Annotated in this window: 20 protein-coding genes; 13 read left to right on the forward strand and 7 right to left on the reverse strand. The window is 75.1% G+C overall.

All coding sequences use genetic code 11. The features are described from left to right. Nucleotides 1–130 precede the first annotated feature (130 nt). Nucleotides 131–904 (reverse strand): TIGR03089 family protein, encoded by a 774-nt coding sequence (locus tag ACSU53_RS18860; RefSeq protein ID WP_437029256.1) that lies wholly within the window; start codon nt 902–904, stop codon nt 131–133. Between the two features lie 129 nt (nt 905–1033). Between ACSU53_RS18860 and ACSU53_RS18865 the strand changes: the two genes are divergently transcribed. Continuing rightward, on the forward strand, nt 1034–2422 hold the full coding sequence (locus tag ACSU53_RS18865) for a peptidoglycan recognition protein family protein (protein ID WP_437029258.1): 1389 nt from the start codon (nt 1034–1036) through the stop codon (nt 2420–2422). Between the two features lie 136 nt (nt 2423–2558). Beyond that, nucleotides 2559–3641, forward strand: a complete 1083-nt coding sequence (locus ACSU53_RS18870) for a sugar phosphate nucleotidyltransferase (RefSeq protein ID WP_437029260.1) — start codon at nt 2559–2561, stop codon at nt 3639–3641. A 246-nt stretch (nt 3642–3887) separates the two neighbouring features. Here ACSU53_RS18870 and ACSU53_RS18875 read toward each other — a convergent pair whose 3' ends face one another. The 4 genes from ACSU53_RS18875 to ACSU53_RS18890 all read right to left on the reverse strand — a co-directional run bounded on the left by ACSU53_RS18875 (nt 3888) and on the right by ACSU53_RS18890 (nt 7949). Next, on the reverse strand, nt 3888–4916 hold the full coding sequence (locus tag ACSU53_RS18875; protein WP_437029262.1) for a DNA-3-methyladenine glycosylase family protein: 1029 nt from the start codon (nt 4914–4916) through the stop codon (nt 3888–3890). A gap of 82 nt (nt 4917–4998) precedes the next feature. Beyond that, entirely contained in the window at nt 4999–6312 is a 1314-nt protein-coding gene (locus ACSU53_RS18880) for a coenzyme F420-0:L-glutamate ligase (protein WP_437029264.1), read from the reverse strand. Continuing rightward, entirely contained in the window at nt 6309–7289 is a 981-nt protein-coding gene (gene cofD, locus ACSU53_RS18885) for a 2-phospho-L-lactate transferase (RefSeq protein ID WP_437029266.1), read from the reverse strand. The genes ACSU53_RS18880 and cofD overlap by 4 nt, the downstream gene beginning before the upstream one ends. A gap of 33 nt (nt 7290–7322) precedes the next feature. Further along, entirely contained in the window at nt 7323–7949 is a 627-nt protein-coding gene (locus ACSU53_RS18890; protein ID WP_437029268.1) for a cysteine dioxygenase, read from the reverse strand. Nucleotides 7950–8689: 740 nt separating this feature from the next. Here ACSU53_RS18890 and ACSU53_RS18895 point away from each other — a divergent pair. From ACSU53_RS18895 to ACSU53_RS18905, 3 genes are all read left to right on the forward strand, one after another. After that, complete coding sequence (locus ACSU53_RS18895; protein ID WP_164338682.1) at nt 8690–8953, forward strand: WhiB family transcriptional regulator; 264 nt, start codon at nt 8690–8692, stop codon at nt 8951–8953. Nucleotides 8954–9226: 273 nt separating this feature from the next. Further along, nucleotides 9227–13033 (forward strand): glycosyltransferase, encoded by a 3807-nt coding sequence (locus tag ACSU53_RS18900; RefSeq protein WP_437029269.1) that lies wholly within the window; start codon nt 9227–9229, stop codon nt 13031–13033. Beyond that, nucleotides 13030–14634, forward strand: coding sequence for a DUF5719 family protein (locus ACSU53_RS18905; RefSeq protein ID WP_437029271.1), 1605 nt, complete (start codon nt 13030–13032; stop codon nt 14632–14634). The genes ACSU53_RS18900 and ACSU53_RS18905 overlap by 4 nt, the downstream gene beginning before the upstream one ends. 123 nt (nt 14635–14757) lie before the next feature. Here ACSU53_RS18905 and ACSU53_RS18910 read toward each other — a convergent pair whose 3' ends face one another. Next, nucleotides 14758–15219 carry a metallopeptidase family protein gene (locus tag ACSU53_RS18910; protein ID WP_437029273.1) on the reverse strand — a complete coding sequence of 154 codons (462 nt, stop codon included), beginning with the start codon at nt 15217–15219 and terminating at the stop codon, nt 14758–14760. A 282-nt stretch (nt 15220–15501) separates the two neighbouring features. Here ACSU53_RS18910 and ACSU53_RS18915 point away from each other — a divergent pair, with 282 nt between their 5' ends. From ACSU53_RS18915 to ACSU53_RS18950, 8 genes are all read left to right on the forward strand, one after another. Then, nucleotides 15502–15924 carry a DUF3499 domain-containing protein gene (locus ACSU53_RS18915; RefSeq protein WP_362101877.1) on the forward strand — a complete coding sequence of 141 codons (423 nt, stop codon included), beginning with the start codon at nt 15502–15504 and terminating at the stop codon, nt 15922–15924. A gap of 360 nt (nt 15925–16284) precedes the next feature. Beyond that, nucleotides 16285–17649, forward strand: coding sequence for a phosphomannomutase/phosphoglucomutase (locus ACSU53_RS18920; RefSeq protein WP_437029275.1), 1365 nt, complete (start codon nt 16285–16287; stop codon nt 17647–17649). A 126-nt stretch (nt 17650–17775) separates the two neighbouring features. Continuing rightward, on the forward strand, nt 17776–17946 hold the full coding sequence (locus ACSU53_RS18925) for a Trm112 family protein (RefSeq protein ID WP_437029277.1): 171 nt from the start codon (nt 17776–17778) through the stop codon (nt 17944–17946). A gap of 80 nt (nt 17947–18026) precedes the next feature. After that, nucleotides 18027–19154, forward strand: a complete 1128-nt coding sequence (locus tag ACSU53_RS18930) for an SIS domain-containing protein (protein WP_437029279.1) — start codon at nt 18027–18029, stop codon at nt 19152–19154. Nucleotides 19155–19222: 68 nt separating this feature from the next. Further along, nucleotides 19223–20374 (forward strand): mannose-6-phosphate isomerase, class I, encoded by a 1152-nt coding sequence (manA, locus tag ACSU53_RS18935; protein ID WP_437029281.1) that lies wholly within the window; start codon nt 19223–19225, stop codon nt 20372–20374. Between the two features lie 163 nt (nt 20375–20537). Then, nucleotides 20538–21518 carry a cation diffusion facilitator family transporter gene (locus ACSU53_RS18940; protein ID WP_437029283.1) on the forward strand — a complete coding sequence of 327 codons (981 nt, stop codon included), beginning with the start codon at nt 20538–20540 and terminating at the stop codon, nt 21516–21518. Nucleotides 21519–21962: 444 nt separating this feature from the next. Then, the gene (gene ahcY, locus ACSU53_RS18945) at nt 21963–23420 is read left to right on the forward strand and encodes an adenosylhomocysteinase (protein ID WP_437029285.1); all 1458 of its coding nucleotides are present in this window, start codon (nt 21963–21965) and stop codon (nt 23418–23420) included. A gap of 204 nt (nt 23421–23624) precedes the next feature. Next, entirely contained in the window at nt 23625–24239 is a 615-nt protein-coding gene (locus ACSU53_RS18950; RefSeq protein WP_437029286.1) for a hypothetical protein, read from the forward strand. 73 nt (nt 24240–24312) lie between these two features. On the opposite strand, the gene ACSU53_RS18955 is transcribed toward ACSU53_RS18950, so the two are convergent. After that, nucleotides 24313–25362, reverse strand: a complete 1050-nt coding sequence (locus ACSU53_RS18955; protein WP_437029288.1) for an RDD family protein — start codon at nt 25360–25362, stop codon at nt 24313–24315. Between the last annotated feature and the right edge of the window lie 51 nt (nt 25363–25413).

A 25413-nucleotide genomic window follows, 5' to 3' on the forward strand; every position in this document is an offset into this window, starting at 1 on the left:
CCGGGCGGGGAGGGCGGGGCGCGGTGGGCGGCGCGGTGCCGGGGAGCGGGGACGGGCGGTCACGGGCCGCCCGGCGGCCGCGTCCCGGGACCGTCCTGTGCGGCTCCGGGGCGCGGCCGCCGCCCACGGCCTACGGCCGGGAGGTCCGGTGCGCGATGACCGAGACCCGTTCGCTCTCCACCCGCTTGTCCAGGCTCTCCGCGTCCAGCCGGTCCAGGTTGCGGCACAGCACCACCGAGCCGCCGGTCGCCAGCGGCCCGTACAGCCCCGCGTTGAGCCCGTCCCAGGTGTCGTACGGCAGCCCCGAGAGGATGCGCGTGCCCGGACCGGTCAGGCCCAGGCCGGCGGCCTCCGCCTCGGCGCGCTGCACCACCTCCGCGCCGCTGAACTCCCGCCCCGCCACGATCAGCGCCGGGTCGTCCGGGGAGACCGGCGCGTACGGCACGAAGCGGTCGCCCTGGCTGGGCACCTCCACCGCGTAGTCGGCGAAGCCCTCGGGAGGCTGCGGGAAGCGTCCGCCGAGCGGCCGCAGCGCCAGCGCGATCCGGGCGCCGGTGCACGCGCGGGCCGCCTCCAGCGTGTCCGGCCCGCTCACCACGACGTCGGCCGCGCCCGGATCGGCGGACGCCACGTCGGCGACCACGCCGACCGACGAGCAGGCCAGCAGCCACACGGCCGTCTGCCAGTGCGCGGGCAGCAGCAGCGCCACCCGGTCGCCCGGTTCGGCGGACAGTTCGTCCTGGAGGAGATTGGCGGTCTTGGCCACCCAATTGGCGAAGGTGGCCACGGACAATTCGACGCGTTCGCCCGTGGCGTCGTCGTAGAACGTCACCAGGGGGCGTCCCGGGTCCGCGGCGAGCGCGGAACTCAGCAGGTCGGCAGGGGTGCGGTCACGGGAGTTCACCCGGGCAAGCGTACGCGGGCGGGCCCCGGGGCACCGCTCGGGCGGTCCACCGGTTCGGCGGAACGGGGCCCGACGGCCCGTCATATCCGCGATGGACAGATTCATGCGCTTATGTCCAAGCTCAGGGGCATGCGTGGAATTCTTGCTTCCTCGATCGGTGTCACGTGTGCCGCCGCCCTCGCCCTCCCCCTCGCCCCGCCCGCCGCGGCGGCCGCGGGACCGGCGCCGACGGCTGAAGCGGCCACGCGTGCGTCGGGTACGGCCGAACCGGGCGTCCCCGGCAGCACCCAGTCCCTGTCCCTCCGTCCGCTCGGCGGCGACCGCGCCGCGGGCACCGCGGTCCAGGGCCTCGGCCCGCGGACCGTACGGCAGTTCTCCCTCCTCGGGGTCGTCTGGGACGACCCCGCCGCCCACCTCGACGGCCGGGTCCAGGTCCGCACCCGGTCCGTCACCACCGGAACCTGGTCCGACTGGCAGGACGTCGAGACCCACAACGCCGACCACGCGGCCGACCCGGGCACCCCGGAACGCGCCTCCGGTCCGCGGCGCGGCGCCACCGCGCCGCTGTGGACGGGCGCGTCGGACGGCGTCGAGATCCGCGTCCGCGCGGAGGCCGCCCCCGCGGCCGGCGAGACCGCCGGCGCCGCCCCGGGCGCGCGCACCGCCGCGGTCCCCCTGCTCCCCGCCGGACTCCAGGTCGAACTCATCGACCCCGGGGAGGGCACCTGGCCCGCGGCCGGTGCTCCGGACGACTCCCGGGCCGGCGCGACGACCGCCGAGGCGACAGCGGCCTCCGCCGCCAACGCCGGCCTGGCACCGCTCGGCGCGGCCGAGATCCCCGCCCTGAGCCGCGAGCAGACCGAGCGGGAACTCCTCGCCCAGCAGGCGGAGACCCGGCAGCAGGCGAAGCCGTACATCGGACCGCGCCCCGCCATCACCACCCGGCGCGGCTGGGGGGCGAGCGAGAGCCTGCGGGAGAAGGGCTTCTCCTACACCAAGAAGGTCAAGGCGGCCTTCGTCCACCACACCGCCTCCGGCAACAACTACACGTGCGCGCAGGCGCCTTCCCTCATCCGCGGCTTCTACCGCTACCACGTGGTGAGCCTCGGCTGGCGGGACATCGGCTACAACTTCCTCGTCGACAAGTGCGGACGCATCTACGAGGGCCGCGCCGGGGGAGTGGCCAAGCCGGTGCTGGGCGCGCACACGCTGGGCTTCAACAGCAACAGCATGGGCATCGCGGTCATCGGGTCCTACGGTGCCAAGAAGCCGTCGGCCTCCGCGGTGAAGGCGGTGTCCCGGCTGACGGCCTGGAAGCTGGGTCTGCACGGCATGAATCCCAAGGGGAAGACATACCTCACGTCGGCGGGTGGCAATCTCTACCGAAAAGGCAAGAAGGTGCGACTGAACGTGATCTCCGGTCACCGGGACGGGTTCAACACGGCGTGCCCAGGGGGGAAGCTCTACAAGAAGCTCGGCACCGCCCGTTCCACGGCGGCCCGTTACCAGGGCCGCTGAGGCACGCGGAGGCGCCGGGCCGCACGTTCCTTCCTGCCGGAGTCCACGGCCGTCGCATGCGCGGTGGAACGGTCTGCATACACTGACCGGCCGAAACACACCTTCGGCCGGTCCCGGCAGGAAGCAGAGACGACAGGTGACAGAAGCGATCCTCCTGGTCGGCGGCAAGGGCACGCGGCTGCGCCCGCTCACGGTGCACACGCCCAAGCCCATGGTCCCCGCGGCCGGAGTGCCCTTCCTGACGCACCAGCTGGCGAGAGCCAGAGCCGCGGGCGTCGAGCACATCGTCCTGGCCACGTCCTACCTGGCCGAGGTCTTCGAACCCCACTTCGGCGACGGCGCGTCGCTCGGGCTGCACATCGAGTACGTGACGGAGGAGGAACCGCTCGGCACGGGCGGCGCCATCCGCAACGTCGCCTCCCGGCTCCACTCGGGCCCCGACGAACCGGTGCTCATCTTCAACGGGGACATCCTGACGGGCCTGGACATCCGGGCGCTGGTGCGGACGCACGAGTCGACCGGCGCGGACGTCTCCCTGCACCTGACCAAGGTCACCGACCCCCGGGCTTACGGGCTGGTCCCCACCGACGACACCGGACGGGTCCTGGCGTTCCTGGAGAAGCCCCAGACACCCGAGGAGATCGTCACCGACCAGATCAACGCGGGCGCGTACGTCTTCCGCCGCTCGGTCATCGACACCATCCCCGCGGGGCGGCCGGTGTCCGTGGAGCGGGAGACCTTCCCCGGGCTGCTGGAGGCGGGGGCGCACCTGCAGGGCATGGTCGACTCCACCTACTGGCTCGACCTCGGCACCCCGGCGGCGTTCGTGCGCGGCTCGGCGGACCTGGTGCTCGGCCGGGCCCCGTCGCCGGCCGTCCCCGGGCGGTGCGGCGACCGGCTGGTGCTGCCCACGGCGACGGTGGCACCCGACGCGAAGCTGGCGGGCGGCACGGTGGTCGGCGAGGGCGCGTTCGTGGCGGAGGGCGCGCGCGTCTTCGGCAGCACCATCCTGCCGGGCGCGGTCATAGAACCGGGCGCGGTCGTCACCGACTCCCTGATCGGCACCCGGGCGCGGGTGGGGGAGCGGTCGGTGCTGACCGGGACGGTGATAGGGGACGGCGCGGTCGTCGGCGCCCGCAACGAGTTCCTGGACGGGGCCCGGGTCTGGTGCGACGCCCGCATCCCGGCCGGCGCGGTCCGCTTCTCGTCGGACCAGTGACACCCGCCAGGCGGTGACGCACCAGGGGCGGTCGTGCGCCGGCGCCCTCCCCGGTCGCGCCGGCGCGTGACACCGCGGCCGATGCCGCGGTGCGGGCGGCGGTCCGGGAGCGCGTGAGAGCGACGCCGGGCGGGACGGGCGAGGACGCCGGACGGGCGGGGCGGGAGCCCCGCCCGGACCCCGGCCGCCGGGCCGGCCGGCGGCCCCCGCCCGGTGCGACGGCCCCCGCCCCGGCCGCGGTCCGGGCTACAGGCGGCCGATGTCCCCGTGCGGCATGCGGGGCGCCCGGCGTTCCGGGACCCGGCCGCTGAGCAGGATCAGGCGCGCCGCCCGGTGCCGCTGGCCCGCGTACGGATCCAGCAGGTCCAGCATCACCGCGTCGTCCGCGTAGCGGTCCCCGGCGAGGGCCCAGCCGACGATGCCGGGCAGGTGCAGGTCCCCCACGGTCACCTCGTCGGGTGCGCCGTGACTGCGCTGCACGGTCTCCGCCGACGTCCACGGCCCGATGCCCGGCACCCGCTCCAGGCGCTCCCGCGCCGCCGGCGGCGGCATCCGCACCGCCTCCTCCAGCCGGGGCGCGACCCGCACCGCCCGCAGGATCGTCGACGCCCGCTTGTCGTCGACGCCTGCCCGGTGCCACTCCCAGGACGGGATCAGCGCCCACGTCCGCGGCGACGGCATCACGTACATCCGCTCCGGCGCCGGTCCGGGCGCCGGTTCGCCGAACCTCCGCACCAGGAGCCGCCAGGCCCGGTACGCCTCGCCGGTGGTGACCTTCTGTTCCAGGACCGACGGGATCAGCGACTCCAGCACCAGCCCCGTCCGGGTCAGCCGCAGTCCGGGCCGCCGGTGCCGGGTGTGCGCCAGCAGCCGGTGCCGGGGCACGAAGGCGTCGGGGTCGTCGGCGGAGCCGAGCAGTTCCGGCAGACGGTCCAGCAGCCAGTCGGCGCCCGGCCCCCACGCCTCGCCGCGCACCTCCTCGCCGCGCCGCGTGACCCGCAGCGTGCCGGGCCCGGCCGGGGTGAGGCTGGCCCGCCAGGCCGAGCCGTCCGGCAGGGTCCGGAACGTCGGGTCGCCGGTGCCGCGCCGCAGCGGGCCGAGGACGAGAGCGAGGTCCAGCGGACCGTCCGGCATCCAGGTGCGCACCCGGGGCGGCGCCGGTGCCTGCCGGGGTATCCCGGCGGCGGGCGCCACCACCCGGCCGCCGCGCCCGGGCACGGCTGCGGCCCCCGCGCCGTCGGGGCGCGGGGGGCCGGGAGCGAAACGTCCTGCCACGGGGACTTCCAGGGGAACGGGGGCAAGGGCGCGGCCGGGGCCGCGGAAGCACCCTACGAGGGTAGGCGCTCGCGGGACCGGCTCACCGCACCTCGACGAAGGCGTCCGCGTCCCGCGCGGGCCGCGGCCGGGGCTCCCCGGCGGGGTGACCGATGGCCACCGCGCCCATCGGATCCCAGTGGGCCGGCAGGTCCAGCACCTCGCGGACCACGTCGCGGCAGAACATCGTGGACGACACCCAGGCCGAGCCCAGCCGCTCCCCGGCCAGGGCGACCAGGAAGTTCTGCACCCCGGCGCCGGTCGCGACCACGAACATCTCGCGCTCGGCGCCGTCCCGCCGGGCGTCGCCGTAGGTGTGCGAACCGTCCGTCACCATGCACGGCACCGCCAGGAAGGGGGCGTTGCGCAGCACGTCCCCCCGGCGGATCCGCTTGGCGATGGACTCCTCCGACTTGCCGTCCCGGCGCAGGTCGGCGATCCAGGCGTCCCGCATGGCGTCCAGCAGACGGGTCCGGGACTCCGGCGACTGGAGCAGGACGAACCGCCAGGGGGTGGTGTGGTGCGGGGCGGGTGCCGTCACCGCGGCGGCCACGGCGCGGCGCACCGCCCCCGGGTCGACGGGCTCGTCCGTGAAGCTGCGCACCGTGCGGCGACCGGTGACCGCCTCGCGGACCGCCTCCGAGGTGCCGAGGCGGAACATGTCGTCGCGGGCGTCGCGGACCAGGGCCCGCGCGCCGGGGCCGTCCTCCGGGGTCACCAGGCGGGACAGCCCGCGCACGACCGCCACCGGCAGCCCGGCCGTCTTGCCCTTCACCAGGTCGCCCGCGGCGGCCAGTTCGTCGGCGGTGGCGACGATCGTGGCGCTCAGCGGATTGCCGTGGGTGTCCTCGCCGCCGCGCAGGTCGTCGGTCACCCGGACCCCCGCCGCGCCGATCGCGACGTCCGTGAGCCCCGCCCGCCAGGGGCGCCCGAAGGTGTCGGTGACCAGCACGCCGACCTCCACGCCGAGGGCGTCGCGCAGGCCGTCCCGGAGGAGACGGGCCGAGGCGTCGGGATCCTCCGGCAGCAACAGCACCGTGCCGGCCGGGGTGTTGGACGCGTCGACGCCGGCCGCGGCCATCACCAGGCCCTGCCGGTTCTCCACGATGCGCAGGGGGCCGCGCCGGGCCACCACCCGTACGGTCTCCGCGTCGATCGCCGCCTCCCGGTCGGCGGCCTCGGCGACACGGCCCTCCGCCTTGGAGACGATCTTCGAGGTGACGAGGAGGACGTCCCCGTCGGTGAGGCCGGGCTCGGCGTCCGCGATCAGCCGGGCCAGGTCGTCGCCCTTGCGGACCTCGGGCAGGCCCGCGACCGCCCAGACCCGGTAGCCGGGCTCCCGGTGCGTGCCGGTCACAGCGCGCGCACCTCCCCGGCGAGCGTCAGCGCCTCCCGGGCCATGGCCGCGGTCGCGTCGACGTCCGTCATCATCAGCGGGACGGCCCGGCAGCGGATGCCGGCCGCCTCCACGCGCTCCACCGAGGCCGTGTCGGCGGTGTCCACGAGCCAGCCGTCCAGCAGACCGGAGCCGTAGTGCTCGGCGACCGCCGCCGCCGTGCTTTCCACGCCGACCGCGGCCAGCACCTTGTCGGCCATCCCGCGCACCGGGGCGCCGCCGACGATCGGTGACAGACCCACCACGGGCACGCCCGCCTCGGCGATCGCCTCCCGGATGCCGGGCACGGCGAGGATCGTGCCGATGGACACCACCGGGTTGGACGGCGGGAAGAGGATCACGTCGGCCGCGCCGATCGCCTCCAGGACACCCGGCGCGGGCTTCGCCTGCTCGGCGCCGACCGGCACGATCGCCTCGGCGGGCACCGACGCCCGCAGCCGCACCCAGTACTCCTGGAAGTGGACCGCCCGGCGCTCGCCCGCGCCCTCGCCGTCGTCGTCGGGGAGGGTCACGGCGACGTGCGTCTCCACCCGGTCGTCGGTCATCGGGATCAGCCGCACCCCCGGCTGCCACCGGTCGCACAGCGCCTCGGTGACCGCGCTCAGCGGGTATCCCGCGCCGAGCATCTGGGTCCGCACGATGTGGGTGGCGAAGTCCCGGTCACCCAGCCCGAACCACTCGGGGCCGACGCCGTAGGCGGCGAGTTCCTCCTTGAGGTGGAAGGTCTCGTCGGCCCGCCCCCAGCCCTGCTCCTCGTTGATGCCGCCGCCGAGCGTGTACATCACCGTGTCGAGGTCGGGACAGATCTTGAGCCCGAAGAGGTGGATGTCGTCGCCGGTGTTGCCGATGACCGTGATGTCCGCGTCCTGCGCGGCCTGCTTCAGACCACGCAGGAAACGGGCACCGCCGATGCCGCCTGCCAGAACCACAATGCGCATGGGGCAAGTCTGGCAGGCGGCGCCGTCGCCGTGTCAGGCAGTCATGGACCCGGGCAGCGACCCGGACGCGCAACGGGCGGCGGCGGAGGGCCGTCCGGCCGCCCCGGACCCGGCCGCGGGGTGCATCGGCATCTCCGTCAGGCCGGGGAAGTACACGTGCAGGCTGACCGCCGGCTCCAGGGTGTCGTTGACCACCTCGTGGACGTAGCCCGGCGCGAACACCCGCTGCGAGCCCGGGGTCAGCACCCGCGTGCCGCGGGCGGTGCGCTCGGTGAGGGCGCCGTCCAGGACGGTGAGCACCCCGGAGGAGCGCCCGTGGTCGTGCCGTCCGCTGCCCTGGCCCGGCACCCAGGACAGCAGCCACACCTCGTACCCGGGGGTGCCGGGGACGGCGTGGGCGGCGGGACGGCCGGGGCCGTGCGGAGCGCGGCCGGCCGGCGGGGCCGGATCCGGGGCACCGGGGACGGCACGCAGGCGGTGGTACCAGCGGGTGGTGGCGTCGAAGCGGACCAGGGGCTCCCACTGGGAGCGGTCGGCGGCCAGCGAGCGGGCCAGGCCGACGAAGTCGGCGACGGTGGCCGGGTGCTCGCGCGGGGCCTGGAGCAGGTGGGGCACTTCGAGGATGTCGCCGGCGATCTGCAGGTCGCTGTCGCTGTTCATGGGTGCGGTGGTTCCTCGGCTCAGACGCGGGGGCAGGCGGTGGCAGGCGGTGCAGGGGGTGAAGGACGGTGCCGCGGGCGTCCGGATCGCGGACGGTGGCGCGGGGTGCCCTGGAGGGGAGCGGGGTCACAGCGGCCGGGTCGGGTACGACGCGGCGGCGGCCGGAGCGGGGGGAAGGCTCAACAGCCGCAGGAGCGACAGCTACAGCGGACGCGGGCAGCACCGGGGGACCCGGCGGAGCGGGTCGAGGTGAGTGCCGAGTTCGCGAGCATGCCCACAAGGACAGCGGTTCACACCCCCACTGTCAACTCGACGCCCCGTCCGTGGGACGTGGTTCACCTCATCCGGTTCATCTCGCAGGTGAAAGGTTTGCTCATGCGGATCCCGGGACACATGGTGCGCACGACCGGGAGCATGAACGTCGTTGTGATCCTGTGATCCGACTGTGATCAGGTTCGCTTCGCCGTGCGTGCCGGAACGAGTGCTTTCTGCCGGACGTCCTTCCCTGTGGAGGTTGCGCGCGGGGCGGGGTGCTTCGCGGGCCCAGTCTGTGTGTCAAGGTTTATGGCGATTTGAACACTTTCCGCTTGGCCTTGGTTCCGCAGAGTGAATAAGGGGCCCAATAGCAGATCTCGGCTTGACTCGCCCGGAGCAGCACACTTGTAATTTCACTCGTGTCGTTCAGCCGGAATCGGTAACGGCTGCATCACGGGGACGTGGAAGACGGACGAGGGGCGCACATGACCGAGCTGGTGCAGGAACTGCTGGTCGACGACGCGGACGAGGAGCTCGGCTGGCAGGAGCGCGCGCTGTGCGCCCAGACCGACCCCGAGTCCTTCTTCCCCGAGAAGGGCGGATCCACCCGGGAGGCCAAGAAGGTCTGCCTCGCCTGTGAAGTCCGTTCCGAGTGCCTCGAGTACGCCCTCGCCAACGACGAGCGCTTCGGCATCTGGGGCGGCCTGTCCGAGCGGGAACGCCGCCGCCTGAAGAAGGCCGCCGTCTGAACCCTCCGCGCGAGAGGCCGGGGCGCCGGGAGCGCACCGCCGCCCACCGGCCGCGGAGCACCGCGTCCGGACGCCGCACCGCCGTGCCGGCCCGGCCCCGGACCCGCCAGACCAGTACATACGTCACGATCGGCCCGTCGCCCGTGGGTTGTCCACAGGCGGCGGGCCGCCGTGCTGGCCAGCCGCTAGTGTGGTCGCTCGTCCGAGACGCCCCACCGCCCCCACCGGGCAGGGGCGTCCACCTCAGTCCACCGAACCGGGGCCCGTACCTCGATGTCCGTGCACAGCCACCCGGCAGCCGCCCAAGACGCCGCCGCCGCACCCGAGTTCCCGCGTCATGTGGTGACCGCGGTCCTCGTCTCCCACGACGGCACCCGCTGGCTGCCCGACGCGCTCTCCGGGCTGCTCGGCCAGGAGCGGCCCGTCCAGTACGCCATGGGCGCCGACACCGGAAGCGCCGACGACTCCGCCCGGCTGCTCGGCGACGCCCTCGGCGACGACCGCGTCCTGCACCTCGCCCGGCGCACCGGCTTCGGCCAGGCCGTCGAGGAGTGCGAGCGCACCGCCCCCCACCTCACCCCCGAGGACCTGCCCTACCTGAAGCGGCCCAGCGGCTGGGACCCGGTCACCCGCAGCTGGCGCGACGACGCCTACGACCTGCCCGAACTGCCCCACGGGGAACCGGTGCAGTGGCTGTGGCTGCTCCACGACGACTGCGCCCCCGAACCCGACGCCCTCGCCCAGCTGCTGCGCGTGGTGGAGAACGAGTACGAACTCGGCCGCGACGACGTGGCCGTCGTCGGACCCAAGCTGCGCGGCTGGTACGACCGCCGGCAGCTGCTGGAGGTCGGCGTCTCCATCGCCAACTCCGGCCGCCGCTGGACCGGCCTGGACCGCCGCGAACAGGACCAGGGCCAGCACGACCACGTCCGCACCGTGCTCTCGGTGTCCACCGCGGGCATGCTGGTCCGCCGCGACGTCTTCGAGGAACTCGGCGGGTTCGACCAGCACCTGCCCCTGATGCGCGACGACGTCGACCTGTGCTGGCGGGCGCACTCCGCCGGCTACCGCGTCCTCATCGCCCCCGAGGCGGTCGTCCGGCACGCCGAGGCCGCCTCGCGCGAGCGGCGCACCGTCGACTGCGTGGGCCGCACCGCCGCCTCCCCGCACAAGGTCGACAAGGCGGGCGCGGTCCACACCCTGCTCGTCAACACCCGTACCGCCGCGCTGCCCTGGGTCCTGCTGCGGCTCGTCCTCGGCACCCTGCTGCGCACCCTCGCCTACCTCGTGGGCAAGGTGCCCGGCCAGGCGCTCGACGAGATCCGCGGCCTGCTGGGCACCCTGCTGCGCCCCGAACGCATCCTCGCCGGACGGCGCCGCCGCGGCACCCCGCAGGTCGACAAGGCCGAACTGCGGCCGCTGTTCCCCCCGCCCGGGGCGACCGTCCGGGTCACCGTCGAGCAGGTCGCCGGCAGCCTCGTCGGACGCTCCGACCCGGAGACCGCCTCCGGCGCCGGACGGCACGGCGGTGCCGTCGAGTCCGGCCCCGGCGGCGACGACGCCGACTTCCTCGAGGTCGAGCAGTTCGCCCGCCTCAAGCGCATCGCCCGCAAGCCGGCCCCGGTGCTCTTCCTGGTGCTGCTGCTCGTCTCCCTCACCGCCTGCCGCCACCTCCTCGGCGGCGGAGCCCTCGCCGGCGGCGCCCTGCTCCCGGTCCCCGCCGACGCCGGTGACCTGTGGGCGCGCCACACCGACGCCTGGCACGCGGTGGGCACCGGCGGCACCGGCTCCGCCCCGCCCTACCTCGCCGTGCTCGCCGCGTTCGCGACCCTGCTGCTCGGCTCGACCGGCCTGACCGTCACCCTGCTGCTCGTCGGCTCGGTCCCGCTGGCCGGCCTCACCGCCTACTTCGCCTCCCGCTCGCTGGTCGAGTCCCGGCTGCTGCGCGCCTGGGCGGCCGTCGCCTACGCCTTCCTGCCCGCCGTCACCGGCGCGCTCGCCGACGGCCGCATCGGCACCGCCGTGCTCGCCGTCCTGCTGCCCCTGCTGGCCCGCGCGGGTGTCGCCGCCGCCGGTCTCACCCGGCCCGAGGACACCCGCGGCAGCTGGCGCGCCACCTGGGCGTACGCGCTGCTGCTGACCCTCACCACCGCCTTCACCCCGGTCGTCTGGCCCCTCGCGCTGGTCCTCGGCCTCGGCGTCCTCGCCCTGCGCCGCCGCGACCTCGCCGCCTACGGGCCCCGCTTCCTGGCCCAGCTCGGCGTGCCCCTGCTGGTCCTCGCCCCCTGGTCGCTGACCCTGCTGCCCTTCGGCTTCTTCCGCGAGGCCGGCCTGGACACCGGGACGTCCACCGCCTCCGCCCTCGACCTGCTGAGCGCCGACCCCGGCGGGCCCGGCACCGTCGGCGGCCCGGTGCTGATCGGCGTGGTGCTCGCCGCGCTCGCGGCCCTGCTGCGGGCCGACCGCCGGCTGGGCATCCTCACGGCCTGGGCGGCGGCCCTGGCGGGCCTGCTCTTCGCGGTCCTGTCCCAGGGCTCCGCCTGGTCCGGCCCCGCCACCCTGGCCTACGGCCTCGCCCTGCTCGCCGCCGCCCTGCTCGGCGCCGACGGGGCCCGCGCGCGGGTCGCCGAGCAGAGCTTCGGCTGGCGCCAGCCGGTCGCCGCGCTGATCGCCCTCGCCTGCGCCGTCGGCCCGGTGCTGCTCGCCGCCGGCTGGATGGTCCGCGGCGCCGACGGACCCCTGGAGCGCCGCGACCCCGTCCAGGTCCCCGCGTTCGTCGCCGAGGAGAGCCGCACCCGCGACCAGGCCCGCACCCTCGTCCTGGACAGCGACTCCGCCGCCCGGGTCCGCTACATGCTGGTCCGCGGCTCCGGCGCCCGCATGGGGGACGCCGAGATCGTCGCGGCGGCCGGCGGGAACGGCACGCTCGACAAGGTCGTCGCCAACCTCGTCGCCGGGTCCGGCGCCGACCAGGCCGACCAGCTCGGCGGCTTCGCCGTGCGCTACGTCCTGGTCCACCGGGGCGCGCCCCGCGAGGTCGCCCGCGTCCTGGACGCCACGCCCGGCCTGACCCGGCTCAGCCAGCAGGAGGGCGGCGCCCTGTGGCGGGTCGACCGCGAGGTCGCCCGCGCGGGCATCCTCTCCGCCGGGGACACCGGGGGCGGGGCACGGCCCGTCGCTGCCGGACCCGTCGAGATCCACACCGAGATCCCGGACGGGCCCCAGGGCCGGATCCTGCGCCTCGCCGACACCGCCGACGAGGGCTGGAGCGCCACCCTCGACGGCAAGCAGCTGCCCCGGACCACCGTCGACGGCTGGGCCCAGGGCTTCCGGCTGCCGGCCTCCGGCGGCCGCCTCGACGTGACCTACGACGAGCCGTTCACCCACACCGCCTGGCTCTGGGCGCAGGGCCTGCTCGCCGTCGTCCTGGTCGTCATGGCCCTGCCCGGCCGGCGCCGCGACATCGACGACGACCTGCCCGAGGAGCCCGCCGTCACCGCCGAGGACCTGGCCGGCGACGGGCGCCGCGCCCGCCGCCTGCGCGCCCAGGCCGAGGCGGAGGCCGCGGCCGGCGCCGCACCCCCCGCGGACGGGGACGCCCCCGCCCCGCCGCCCCAGCCGCCCGCGACCGTGCCGCCCCAGCCGGACCACGCCGCCTGGCAGGCGGACGAGTACCAGGACGCCGCCTACGCCACCGCCGGCCGGACCACCCCGGACGCCCCGGGCGGCGACGGCCACCAGCAGGCGTACGCGACGGACGAGTACGGGCAGCCGTACCGGCACGACGCGTACCCGTCCGACGGCCACCAGCAGGGCGGGTATCCGCCGGACGCCTACCAGGCCGATCCCTACCGGCAGGGCCAGTACGCCGCGTACCCCCAGGACGCCCACCAGCAGGGCCAGTACGACCCGTACGCCTACGGGGGCACGCCGCAGCAGGCGCCGTACGACCCGTCGGCGTACGGGCCGCAGGGCTACGGCCCGGCCGGGGCGCACGACTACGGCACGCCCTACGACCCGCAGCAGCAGAACGACCCGCACGGCACGGGCCCCGAGCGCCCCGACGGGAGCCAGCAGTGAACCGCCCCACCCTGTCCCTGATCGCCGTGGCGACCGCGCTCGCCGCCGTCACCGGTGTCGCCGCGCTGACGGCCCCGGAGCCGGCGGCGGACACCACGCCGACCACGGCCGCCCGCCGGCTGCCGGTGGAGCGCTCCAGCCTGCTGTGCCCCGCGCCCAGCACCTCCGACCTGGCCGAGACGACGTACACGTCCTTCACGCCCGTCACGGACGGCACCGACGACCAGGGCGCCGCCGCACTGCGCCCCGCCGGTGCGGACGCCCCGGACGAGGGCACGGCGGACGGGGACGGGAAGCAGGAGGGGACGGACGACGGCGAGGAGTCCGCGACCGGGGACGACGGGACGGCGGACGACGGGAAGTCCGGCGACGGGACGGGCGGTGGGAAGTCCGGTGACAAGGACGCCGAGCCCGTCCTGAAGCCGAAGGAGCCGGGCAAGCCGGTCACCGGCGACGCCGCCGGCGGCGAGGCGCCCGCCCTGGTCGGCACCGCCGAGGGCCGCTTCGCGCCCGGCTGGACGGTCCAGCAGACCACCGAGGTGGCCGCGGGCACCGGCCGCGGCCTGCACGGCGTCGCCTGCACCGCCCCGGACACCGAGTTCTGGTTCCCCGGCGCCAGCACCGGCACCGACCGCACCGACTACGTCCACCTCACCAACCCCGACGACTCCGCCGCCGTCGTGGACATCGAGCTGTACGGCAAGGACGGCGCCCTCGAGACGGTGGTCGACGACGGCATCACGGTGCAGCCGCACTCCAGCGAGCCGGTCCTGCTCTCCACGCTCACCAAGGCGGAGCAGACCGACGTGACCGTCCACATCGTCGTCCGCAGCGGCCGGGTGGGAGCGTCCGTGCAGGCGCTGGACGACAAGCTGGGCGGCGACTGGCTGGCCGCGTCCGCCGACCCGGCCGGCAGCCTGGTCCTGCCGGGCATTCCCGAGGACGCCACCGCCGTCCGCCTGGTCCTCTTCACGCCCGGCGACACCGACGCCGACCTGAAGGTGCGGCTGGCCTCGCCCTCCGGGCCGATCACCCCGGCCGGCCACGAGACCGTGCAGGTGAAGGCCGGGATGACGACCGCCGTCGACCTCGGCGAGGTCACCCGCGGCGAGGCGGGCTCCCTGATGCTCACCCCGGTCGGCCGCTCCGTGCCGGTGGTGGCGGCCGTCCGCGTCCTGCGCGGCAAGGGCGACGACCAGGAGTCGGCGTTCATCCCCGCCGCCCGCCCGGTGGGCGCCCGCGCGACGGCCGCCGGCAACACCGCGAAGGGCACCGTCCTGGCCGTCACCGCCCCCGAGGGCACCGCCAAGGTCAAGGTGACCGCGTCGGCGGGCAGCGAGGGCGGCAGCCCGGAGACCAGGACGTTCACGATCAAGTCCGGCACCACGCAGCACCTCGAAGGGCCGGTGCCGAGCGGGCTGAAGGGCACGTACGCGCTGACCGTCGAGCCGGAACCGGGCGCCGCGCCCGTCTACGCGTCCCGCACCCTCACCGCCCCCGACGACGGCCTCCCGGCGTTCACCGTGCAGCCGCTGCCGGACGACCGGGGCCTGGTGGCCGTGCCGCGGGCCGAGGAGGATCTGTCGGTCCTGCAGCGGTGAGGGCGCGGCGCCCGGGGAGCGGCGCCGGGGACGTGACGCCGCGGAGGCTGCGCCAGGCAGAGGCCGGGCGGTACGGGCGCGGACGGGCCGGGCCCGTCGGCCCTCCCTCCGCCGTGGCGGCCGTCAGTCCTCGCCGTACCGGGGGTCCACCGTCTCCGGGGTGAGCCCGAGCACCTCGGCGACCTGCTCCACCACGACCTCGTGGACCAGCGCGGCCCGCTCGTCGCGGCCCTTGGTGCGGATCTCCACCGGCCGCCGGTAGACCACCACCCGGGCGGGACGGCCGTCACGGGCCGGGGCCGTGCCGCCCAGCGGCACCGAGTCGCCGCTCCAGCCCGTGCCGCCGCCGGTGCGCCCGTCCAGCCGGGGCACCTCCAGCACCAGGAAGTCGACGTCGGCGAGCTGCGGCCACCGCCGCTCCAGCCGCTCCACCGAGTCCTGCACCAGATCCGCGAACAGCTCCGCCCGGCTCGCCGCGAGGGGCACCTGGGGAGGTGCGATCGGACCGCGCATGCCCCGTCCGTGGCGATCACGACGGCGGGGCCCGGGGCGGCCGGCGGCACGAGGCGTCACAGGGTTGTCCATCACAGTGCAGGGTAGTCGTCACCGGGCCCGGCCGCCCGGCCCCCCGCGGCTTCCCGCCGTGCCGCGCGGCATGTCACCGGATGACCATTTCAGCCAAGGTTGGGCTCGATTACGTATCCCCACGGGACCATCTCGGTCTCAACAATTGATGACGTTTGTGCCAGCTGGTGACAGCAATCAGAATCGTCCCGTGCCCCGGAACGGCGCGTCGCGGCAGCTCGGCGAGGCGGGAGCAGGGGGGCGTGTGGGGCGTTTCACGCCACGACACGGTGGAGTGACCTGGTGGAGAGTCGTCGCGGCCCGCTCAAGAGTGCGGTACCGTCCAACATCGTGAGCCCTGTACGTCGCTGTTCGCGCACCGCCTGCGGCCGTCCCGCCGTCGCGACGCTGACGTACGTCTACGCCGACTCGACCGCGGTCCTCGGCCCGCTCGCCACCTACGCGGAACCCCACTGCTACGACCTGTGCGCCGAGCACTCCGAGCGCCTCACCGCGCCCCGCGGCTGGGAGGTCGTCCGGCTCCTCGACGGCTCGGCCCCGGCCCAGCCCAGCGGGGACGACCTGGAAGCCCTGGCGAACGCCGTGCGCGAGGCCGCGCGTCCGCAGGAGCGGGCGGCCGGAGCCGGCGGCGGGGGACGGGCCGCGGATCCCATGGAGGTCGCCCGGCGCGGTCACCTGCGCGTTCTCCGCTCACCCGACAACTGACGGCACCGCACCGCACCGCACCGCACCGCCCCGGCGGGCGGGACGCCCGCACCCTCGCGGCCCCGCCCGCGCGTCCGCGGCCCACCGGGCCCGCCCTCACCACCGGACACCGGACACCGGGCTCAGCGGGCCCCGGCGGAACGATCCGCCGACGCTCCCGGAAACGGCCTCCCCCTCCCGCTCGGCAGCCGCCCGCCGTTCGCCGTTCCGCCCCTCCCCGCCGGTCGTCGCCCGCCCGTGGCCGCCGGCCGTCGCCCGTGGCCCCGCAGTCATTTCCGAACACCCCGGGTCGGTGTTCGAACCCTGCCGGTAGTTTGTGGGGGGTCCGATCGGACCCAGAGACTTCCGGAAAGGCTGGCCGTGGCTGCTGACCTGTCGCAGATCGTGAAGGCGTACGACGTGCGCGGAGTCGTCCCCGACCAGTGGGACGAGCCGCTCGCCGAACTGTTCGGCGCCGCCTTCGCCCGGGTGACCGGTGCCACCGCCCTCGTCACCGGACACGACATGCGGCCCTCGTCCCCCGGACTGTCCCGGGCCTTCGCCCGCGGCGCGGCGGCCCTCGGCGCCGACGTGACCGAGATCGGCCTGTGCTCCACCGACCAGCTGTACTACGCCTCGGGCGCGCTGGACCTGCCCGGCGCGATGTTCACCGCCTCGCACAACCCGGCCCGCTACAACGGCATCAAGTTGTGCCGCGCCGGAGCCGCCCCCGTCGGCCAGGACACCGGCCTCGCCGAGATCCGCGCCCTCGTCGAGCGGTGGAGCGAGGAGGGCACCCCCGAGCCGGCCGCCCGCCCCGGCACCGTCCGCTCGCGCGACACCCTGGACGACTACGCCGCCCACCTGCGCTCCCTGGTCGACCTGACCTCCGTGCGGCCCCTGAAGGTCGTCGTCGACGCGGGCAACGGCATGGGCGGCCACACCGTGCCCACCGTCCTCGCCGGGCTGCCGCTCACCGTCGTCCCGATGTACTTCGAGCTCGACGGCACCTTCCCCAACCACGAGGCCAACCCCCTCGACCCGGCCAACCTCGTCGACCTGCAGAAGCGGGTGCGCGAGGAGGACGCCGACCTCGGGCTCGCCTTCGACGGCGACGCCGACCGCTGCTTCGTCGTCGACGAACGGGGCGAACCGGTCTCCCCGTCCGCCATCACCGCCCTGGTCGCCGCCCGCGAACTGGCCCGCAACGGCGGCACCGGCCGGATCATCCACAACCTGATCACGTCCTGGTCCGTGCCGGAGGTCGTCGCCGAGCACGGCGGCACCCCCGTCCGCACCCGCGTCGGCCACTCCTTCATCAAGGCCGAGATGGCCGCCACCGGCGCGATCTTCGGCGGCGAGCACTCGGCCCACTACTACTTCCGGGACTTCTGGAACGCCGACACGGGCATGCTGGCCGCCCTGCACGTCCTCGCCGCGCTCGGCGGCCAGGACGGCACGCTCTCCGAGCTGGTCGCCCAGTACGACCGCTACGCCGGCTCCGGCGAGATCAACTCCACGGTCGACGACCAGACGGCCCGCCTCGCCGCCCTGCGGGCCGCCTACGAGGGCCGGGACGGCGTCACCCTGGACGAGCTCGACGGCCTCACCGTCACCGCCGCCGACTGGTGGTTCAACGTCCGGCCCTCCAACACCGAACCGCTGCTCCGCCTGAACGCCGAGGCCCGCGACGCCGCCACCATGGTCCGCGTCCGCGACGAGGCGCTGGCCATCATCCGCGGCTGACGTGCCGGGGCCCGGGGGCCGACCCGTCCCCGGGCGCCGCCCGCGCCCCCGCCACCGGCGGTACCCTGACCAGGCACATCCCCATACGTGCGCCCGTGCGCGCCGCCCGTCCCGAAGGGAACCCCCATGCCGCTCGAAGCCGGCCTCCTGGAGATCCTCGCCTGCCCGGCCTGCCACTCCGCCCTCGAGGAGCGGGACACCGAGCTGATCTGCACCGGTCAGGACTGCGGCCTGGTGTACCCGGTCCGCGACGGCATCCCCGTCCTGCTCGTCGACGAGGCCCGCCGCCCCGCCTGACCGGCGCTCCGGCGACCCGGCGCACCAGCGGCCGGCGCCCCCGCGTACCGACGCCCCGCCGATCGGAGGCTGCCGCCCCCATGTTCGACGAATCGCTGCTCGACTCACCGGAGGGCCTCGCCGAGGCCGACCACCGCGGGCTGCTCCGCGGGGCCGCCGAGGCCGGCGCCCGCGTGCGCACCGCCGCCCGGCACGCCGCCGAGGCCGGCGTGTCCGAGCTCAAACCCGACGGACGGCCCCGCGCGGTGCTCATCGCAGGCCCCGGCGCCGCCGCCACCCAGGCCGCCGACCTGCTCGGCACCCTGGCCGGCGCGGGCAGCCCCGTCACCCGGCTCGCCCCGACCGGCGTGGCGCCCGCCGCGGGCGCCCTGCGCTGGGAACTGCCCGGCTGGGCCGGCTCCGTCGACCTGCTGCTGATCGCCACGCCCGACGGCTCCGAGCCCGGCCTGTCCCTGCTGTGCGAGCAGGCCTACCGCCGCGGCTGCACCGTCGTCGCCGTCGCCCCCGCCCGCAGCCCGCTTGCCGACGCGGTGAGCGGCTCGCACGGCCTGTTCCTCCCCATGGCGACGGCCCCCTACGACCAGGACGAACCCCTCGCCGCCGCCGCGCCCGGCGTCCTGTGGGCCCTGCTCACCCCGCTGATCGCCCTGCTGGACCGCACCGGCCTGCTCACCGCCCCGCCCGAGGCCCTGACCGCCGTCGCCGACCGCCTCGACCGGGTCGCCGAGCACTGCGGCCCCGCCATCGTCACCTACAGCAACCCGGCCAAGACCCTCGCCGCCGAACTCGCCGACGCGCTCCCCGTGGTGTGGACCGAGGGCGTCTCGGCGGGCCCGGCCGGCCGCCGGTTCGCCGCCGCCCTCGCCGAACTCTCCGGCCGCCCCGCCGTCGTCGCCGAACTGCCCGAGGCGCTCGCCGCGCACAGCGCCCTGCTGGCCGGCCCGCTGGCCGCCAGCGCCGACCCGGACGACTTCTTCCGCGACCGCGTCGAGGAGACACCCGCCCTGCACGCCCGCGTGGTCCTGCTCCGCGACCGCCCCATCGGCGGGCTCACCGCGGCCCCCGCCGCCCGGGAACTCGCCCTCGGCCACGACACCCCGATCAGCGAGCTGGAACCCGAAGCGGGCGGCGAGCTGGAGACCCTCGCCGAACTGATCGCCGTCACGGATTTCGCCGCCGTCTACCTGGCGCTCACCTCGGCACGCTGAGCTCGCCCGGGACGGCCCGCCCTCCACCGCGTCCGCACCAGTACCGGCAGAAGGAACCCAGAACCACCATGGACCGCCTCGACAACACCATCCGCCCCTACGCCTGGGGGTCCACCACCGCCATCCCGCGGCTGCTCGGCACCGAACCGACCGGCGAGCCGCAGGCGGAGATGTGGATGGGAGCCCACCCGGGCGCCCCCTCCCGCACCGCGCGGGGCACGCTCGCCGAGATCATCGACGCCGCCCCCGAGCAGGAGCTCGGCGCCGCCGCGGTCGCCCGGTTCGGCCCCCGGCTGCCCTTCCTCCTGAAGCTGCTCGCCGCCGGCGCGCCCCTCTCCCTCCAGGTCCACCCCGACCTGGACCAGGCGAAGGAGGGCTACGCCGACGAGGAACGGCGCGGCGTCCCCGCCACCGCCGCCCACCGCAACTACAAGGACGCCAACCACAAGCCCGAACTGGTCTGCGCCCTCACCGAGTTCGACGGGCTGTGCGGCTTCCGCGAACCGCTGCGCGCCGCCGGACTCCTCGACGGCCTCGGCGTGGACTCCCTCAAGCCCTACGTCGACCTGCTGCGCGCCAGCCCCGAGGACGCCGCCCTGCGCGAGGTGCTCACCGCCGTCCTGACCGCCGACCCCGAGGAGATGGCCCGCACGGTCGCCGAGACCGCCGCCGCCTGCGACCGCCTCGGCGGCGACTACGCCCCCTACGCCGACATCGCCCACCACTACCCCGGCGACCCCGGCGTCATCGCCGCGATGCTCCTCAACCACGTCCGGCTCCAGCCCGGCGAGGCCCTCTACCTCGGCGCCGGAGTGCCGCACGCCTACCTCGACGGCCTCGCCGTCGAGATCATGGCCAACTCCGACAACGTGCTCCGCTGCGGCCTCACCCCCAAGCACGTCGACGTGCCCGAACTCCTGCGCATCGTCCGCTTCGAGGCCCGCGACGCGGGCATCCTGCGCCCGGAGGCCGCACCCGACGGTGAGGAGGTCTACGAGACCCCCACCGACGAGTTCCGGCTCTCCCGGTACGTCCTGACCGAGGGCGGCGCCGGCCACGACCTGACCCTGCACACCGCGCAGATCCTGCTCTGCACCGCCGGCACGGTCCGGGCCGGCGAGCACGACCTGACCCCCGGCACCTCGGTGTTCGTCCCGGCGGGGGAGAAGGCCGAGGTGACCGGCGCGGGAACCCTGTTCCGGGCCACCGTCGTCGTCTGACCTCCCGGTGACCGCGACCTGACACGCCGTACCCGACGGGGCTGCAACAATGGCGCCCCGTCCCGGACGGGACACCCACCGGGCGGGCGCACCCGCGCCCGCCCGGACCCGGCACATGGCACTCGGCACTCGGCACTCGGCACACGAAGGGACCACGCGACACATGAGCGCGTCAGGCGGGACCAAGGCGATCGTGGCGGCACTCGCCGCCAACCTCGCGATCGCGGTAGCGAAGTTCGTGGCGTTCCTCTTCAGCGGCTCCTCGTCGATGCTCGCCGAATCCGTCCACTCCCTCGCCGACTCCGGCAACCAGGCGCTGCTCCTGGTCGGCGGCAAGCGGGCCCGGCGCAAGGCCACCCCGGAGCACCCCTTCGGCTACGGCCGCGAGCGCTACATCTACGCCTTCCTCGTCTCCATCGTGCTGTTCTCCGTCGGCGGCATGTTCGCCCTCTACGAGGGCTACGAGAAGATCAAGCACCCGCACGAACTGACCCACTGGTACTGGCCCGTCGGCGTCCTGGTCTTCGCGATCATCGCGGAGACGTTCTCCTTCCGCACCGCCATCAAGGAGTCCAACGTCCTGCGCGGCAAGCGCTCATGGACGGAGTTCGTCCGCCACTCGAAGGCGCCCGAGCTGCCGGTGGTCCTCCTGGAGGACCTCGGTGCCCTCGTCGGCCTGATCCTCGCCCTCGGCGGCGTGGGGATGGCCCTGCTCACCGGCGACAGCGTCTGGGACGGCATCGGCACCCTCTGCATCGGTGTCCTGCTCATCGTGATCGCCCTGGTCCTCGCCCTGGAGACCAAGTCGCTGCTGCTCGGCGAGTCGGCCGGTCCCGACGAGACCCGCAGGATCGAGGCGGCCCTCGTCGACGGCGACACCGTCACCCGCATCATCCACATGCGCACCCTCCACCTCGGCCCGGAGGAACTGCTGGTCGCCGCGAAGATCGCGGTGCGCCACGACGACACGGCCACGCAGATCGCCAGCGCCATCGACGCCGCCGAGGCCCGCGTCCGCGAGGCCGTGCCGATCGCCCGCGTGATCTACCTGGAACCCGACGTCTACAAGGCGGCCGAGGCCGCCAAGGGCGCCGACCCCGAGGCCACCCCCGGCGGTCCGGCCCCGGACGCCTCCGCGCACTGACGCCCGCTGACGCCCGCGACGGCGCGACGCACGGGGAGCCGCCCGCACGGGCGGCTCCCCGCCGCCGTCTCCGCGCCGCCGGCCCCGGCCGACGGTGCGCTCGCCCCACCGGCCCCGCAGCACCCGGCCCGCCCGGCACCGTGCCGGGCCCGGGCGGGCGACCGCCGCGGGCCCGCCTGTCGATGACATCCCGTGTTCGGCTTGATGTGTACGGTGACGGACTGGGGGTCGCCGGTGGCCGCGGTGTAGCTTGGGACGGAGCCAGACGTCGCTGCTGATGGCGGTCGGGCGGTCCGCCTGCGGACCGGCCGAGGGAGAGAGGGCCTCCGACGGACTGCGCTGCGCGTACGCGGGCATGCCAGTGTCCTCCCCGGGCACCGTGGTGTCCGCCGCCGCGCAGACCAGCCGTACCCACCTCGACCCGATCCCGAGGAGCAGCTCGCAATGACGACTGTCGACAACCGACAGGACTTCAAGGTCGCCGACCTCTCCCTGGCCGACTTCGGCCGCAAGGAGATCACCCTCGCCGAGCACGAGATGCCGGGCCTGATGGCGATCCGCAAGGAGTACGCCGAGGCCCGCCCCCTGGCCGGCGCCCGCATCACCGGCTCCCTGCACATGACCGTGCAGACCGCCGTCCTCATCGAGACCCTCGTCGCCCTCGGCGCCGAGGTCCGCTGGGCGTCCTGCAACATCTTCTCCACCCAGGACCACGCGGCCGCCGCCATCGCCGTCGGCCCGAACGGCACGCCCGACAACCCGCAGGGCGTTCCGGTCTTCGCCTGGAAGGGCGAGACTCTCGAGGAGTACTGGTGGTGCACGGAGCAGGCGCTGACCTGGCCGGACACCCCCACCGGCGGCCCCAACATGATCCTCGACGACGGTGGTGACGCCACCCTCCTCGTGCACAAGGGCGTCGAGTACGAGAAGGACGGCAAGGCCCCCTCGCCCGACACCGCCGAGTCCGACGAGCACCGCGTCATCCTCGAACTGCTCAACCGCACCCTGAGCGAGAACCCGCAGAAGTGGACCCAGCTCTCCTCCGAGATCCGCGGGGTCACCGAGGAGACCACCACCGGCGTCCACCGCCTGTACGAGATGCAGCGCGACGGCACCCTGCTGTTCCCGGCGATCAACGTCAACGACGCCGTCACCAAGTCGAAGTTCGACAACAAGTACGGCTGCCGCCACTCCCTGATCGACGGCATCAACCGCGCCACCGACACCCTCATCGGCGGCAAGACCGCCGTGGTGTTCGGCTACGGCGACGTCGGCAAGGGCTGCGCGGAGTCCCTCCGCGGCCAGGGCGCCCGCGTGATCATCACCGAGATCGACCCGATCTGCGCCCTGCAGGCCGCGATGGACGGCTACCAGGTCACGACCCTCGACGAGGTCGTCGAGACGGCCGACATCTTCATCACCACGACCGGCAACAAGGACATCATCATGGCCTCGGACATGGCCAAGATGAAGCACCAGGCGATCGTGGGCAACATCGGCCACTTCGACAACGAGATCGACATGGCCGGCCTCGCCAAGGTCCCCGGCATCGTCAAGGACGAGATCAAGCCCCAGGTGCACACCTGGACCTTCCCCGACGGCAAGAAGATCATCGTCCTGTCCGAGGGCCGCCTGCTGAACCTGGGCAACGCCACCGGCCACCCGTCGTTCGTGATGTCCAACTCCTTCGCGGACCAGACCCTGGCCCAGATCGAGCTGTTCACCAAGCCCGACGCGTACCCGACCGGCGTCTACGTGCTGCCCAAGCACCTCGACGAGAAGGTCGCCCGCCTCCACCTCGACGCGCTCGACGTGAAGCTCACGACGCTCCGCCCCGAGCAGGCCGAGTACATCGGCGTGAAGGTCGAAGGCCCCTACAAGTCGGACCACTACCGCTACTGATCCGACCCCGGCCCAGCGCCGGGCGGAGCGCGTCCGAGCCGTCCCGCCCGCACGCGCCCACCGGCAGCAGGTCCACGCGACAGGCCCCCCCGCACCCCCGTGCCGGGGGGCCTGCCCGTGCCCCGCCCGCGCCGGCCACCGGCGCCCGGCGCCCCGGCACCGTCCTCAGCGGGACCGACCCGTCACGACCCAGGACCCACCCTCATGCCCCGCGGCCGCTACGCGCTCCACGATCCGCACGACCACACCCCCCTCGCCGAGGAACACTTCCAGTGCGCCCCCGGCCCCTCCGGCTGGCGCTACGTCTCCCGGCTCACCACGCCGTCCGGCGACGACCACGGCTCGGTCGACCTCGCGCTCGACGAACTCGGCCGTCCCATCCGCCTCGAACTGCACGCCGGCAACTGGCAGGTCCGCGGCGCCGCCCTCGACGGGGTCACCTGGGTCCGCACCGACCCCACCGGAACCCACGCCACCGAAGGCAACGTGCGCGCCCACGCCTTCACCGGCTCGTCCCCCGCGTTCCTCGTCGCCACCGCGTGTCTCCTGCGCCTCACCCCCTCCGCGTCGGCCACCCGCGTCCGCCTGGTCGCCCTCACCGACCCGGTCCTCGCCCCCCGCACCGTGGACCAGTCCTGGGCCTTGGTGGGAAGAGAAGCACACGCCACTGACAACGGCCCGCTGATCGTGGACGCGTACCAGGTCACCGCCCTGGACACCGGTGAACAGCACACCGTGCACCTCGCCGGTGACGTCGTCCTCGCGGCGCCGGGCGTCGAGCTGGAGGACCTGGAGTCACCGCCGTCGGTCTTCCCCTGACGGGCGGGGTCGCCGGCCCCGCAGAACAGCGGTGCAGGGGCACCGGTCTCACGGCCCCGCGCTCCGGGCCCCGCTAGGCGGGCGGTGCGAATCCTCCGCCGGGCCGGCCGGTGGAGGGCGTCTCCGACGGCTCCGACGGCGCGTCAGACGGCCCCGCCGACTCCGGCGGCGTCACGGGGGGCGCGGACGGCACGCCGGGAACGGCCGGCGCGGAAGCCGCGGAAGCCGCGGAGTGCGGCGCCGCCGGATGCCCGGGCGGGCCGTACGGCCCCGGGGGCGACGCGGGCGGCGCGTAGGGGCTCCGGGGCGACGCGGGCGGACGGTAGGGCCCCGCCGGTCCCGTCCCGCCCCCGGGCCGCCCATCGGCGGACGGACGGTTCGCGAAGGCGCGCCGGGCCTCCCGGACCTGCCGCTCCTGCAACACGGCCGCCAGGTAGGCGGCCGGGGGCACACCGGGCGGCGCCGGGGTGCCGGTGCGATCCGCCAGGTCCGAGGCCAGCCGCTCCGCCATGGCCCAGCCGACCTGCGGGTCCAGCTGCTGCATCCGCGTCAGGTACTGCCGCACCGCCAGCCAGAGCCCGTCGGGGACCGCCGACAGATCGAGCGCCTGGAACCGTCCGGCCAGCCACGGCGGCGGGGGTGGCACGAACCCGGCCCGCCCGGCCGGCACCCGCTCCCGGACGACGAGGGTGCCCGCGAACACGTCCCCGAGCCGCCGCCCCCGCGCCGACACCAGCGAGGCGATGCAGGCCACCACACCGAGCGTCATCAGGATCTCGATCACGCCGATCAGCCCGCGCACCAGGGCGTGCCGGAACCGGATCGGCCCCCCGTCGTCCCGCACGACCCGCAGGCCGCACGCCAGCTTGCCCAGCGACTTCCCGTGGGTCAGGGTCTCGACCACGATCGGGCCGCCCACCAGGGTCAGCAGGAACAGGGAGAGGGATATCGCCGTCTGCGCCGCCTGGTCCAGCGAGGCGGTGGCCATCACCACCACGACGGTCAGGATCACGTAGACCGTCATGGCGACCACCAGATCGAGCAGCACCGCCAGGGCCCGGCTGGGCAACCTCGCCGGGCGCAGCTCCAACGCCACTGCCTCGCCCGTCACCAGCTCACTCACGCCCGCCGCCCTTCCCTCGCATGCCCCTCACCCCGCCAGTCTGCCAAGCTG

This window comes from Streptomyces sp. enrichment culture, from assembly GCF_964273255.1.
GTDB lineage: Bacteria > Actinomycetota > Actinomycetes > Streptomycetales > Streptomycetaceae > Streptomyces.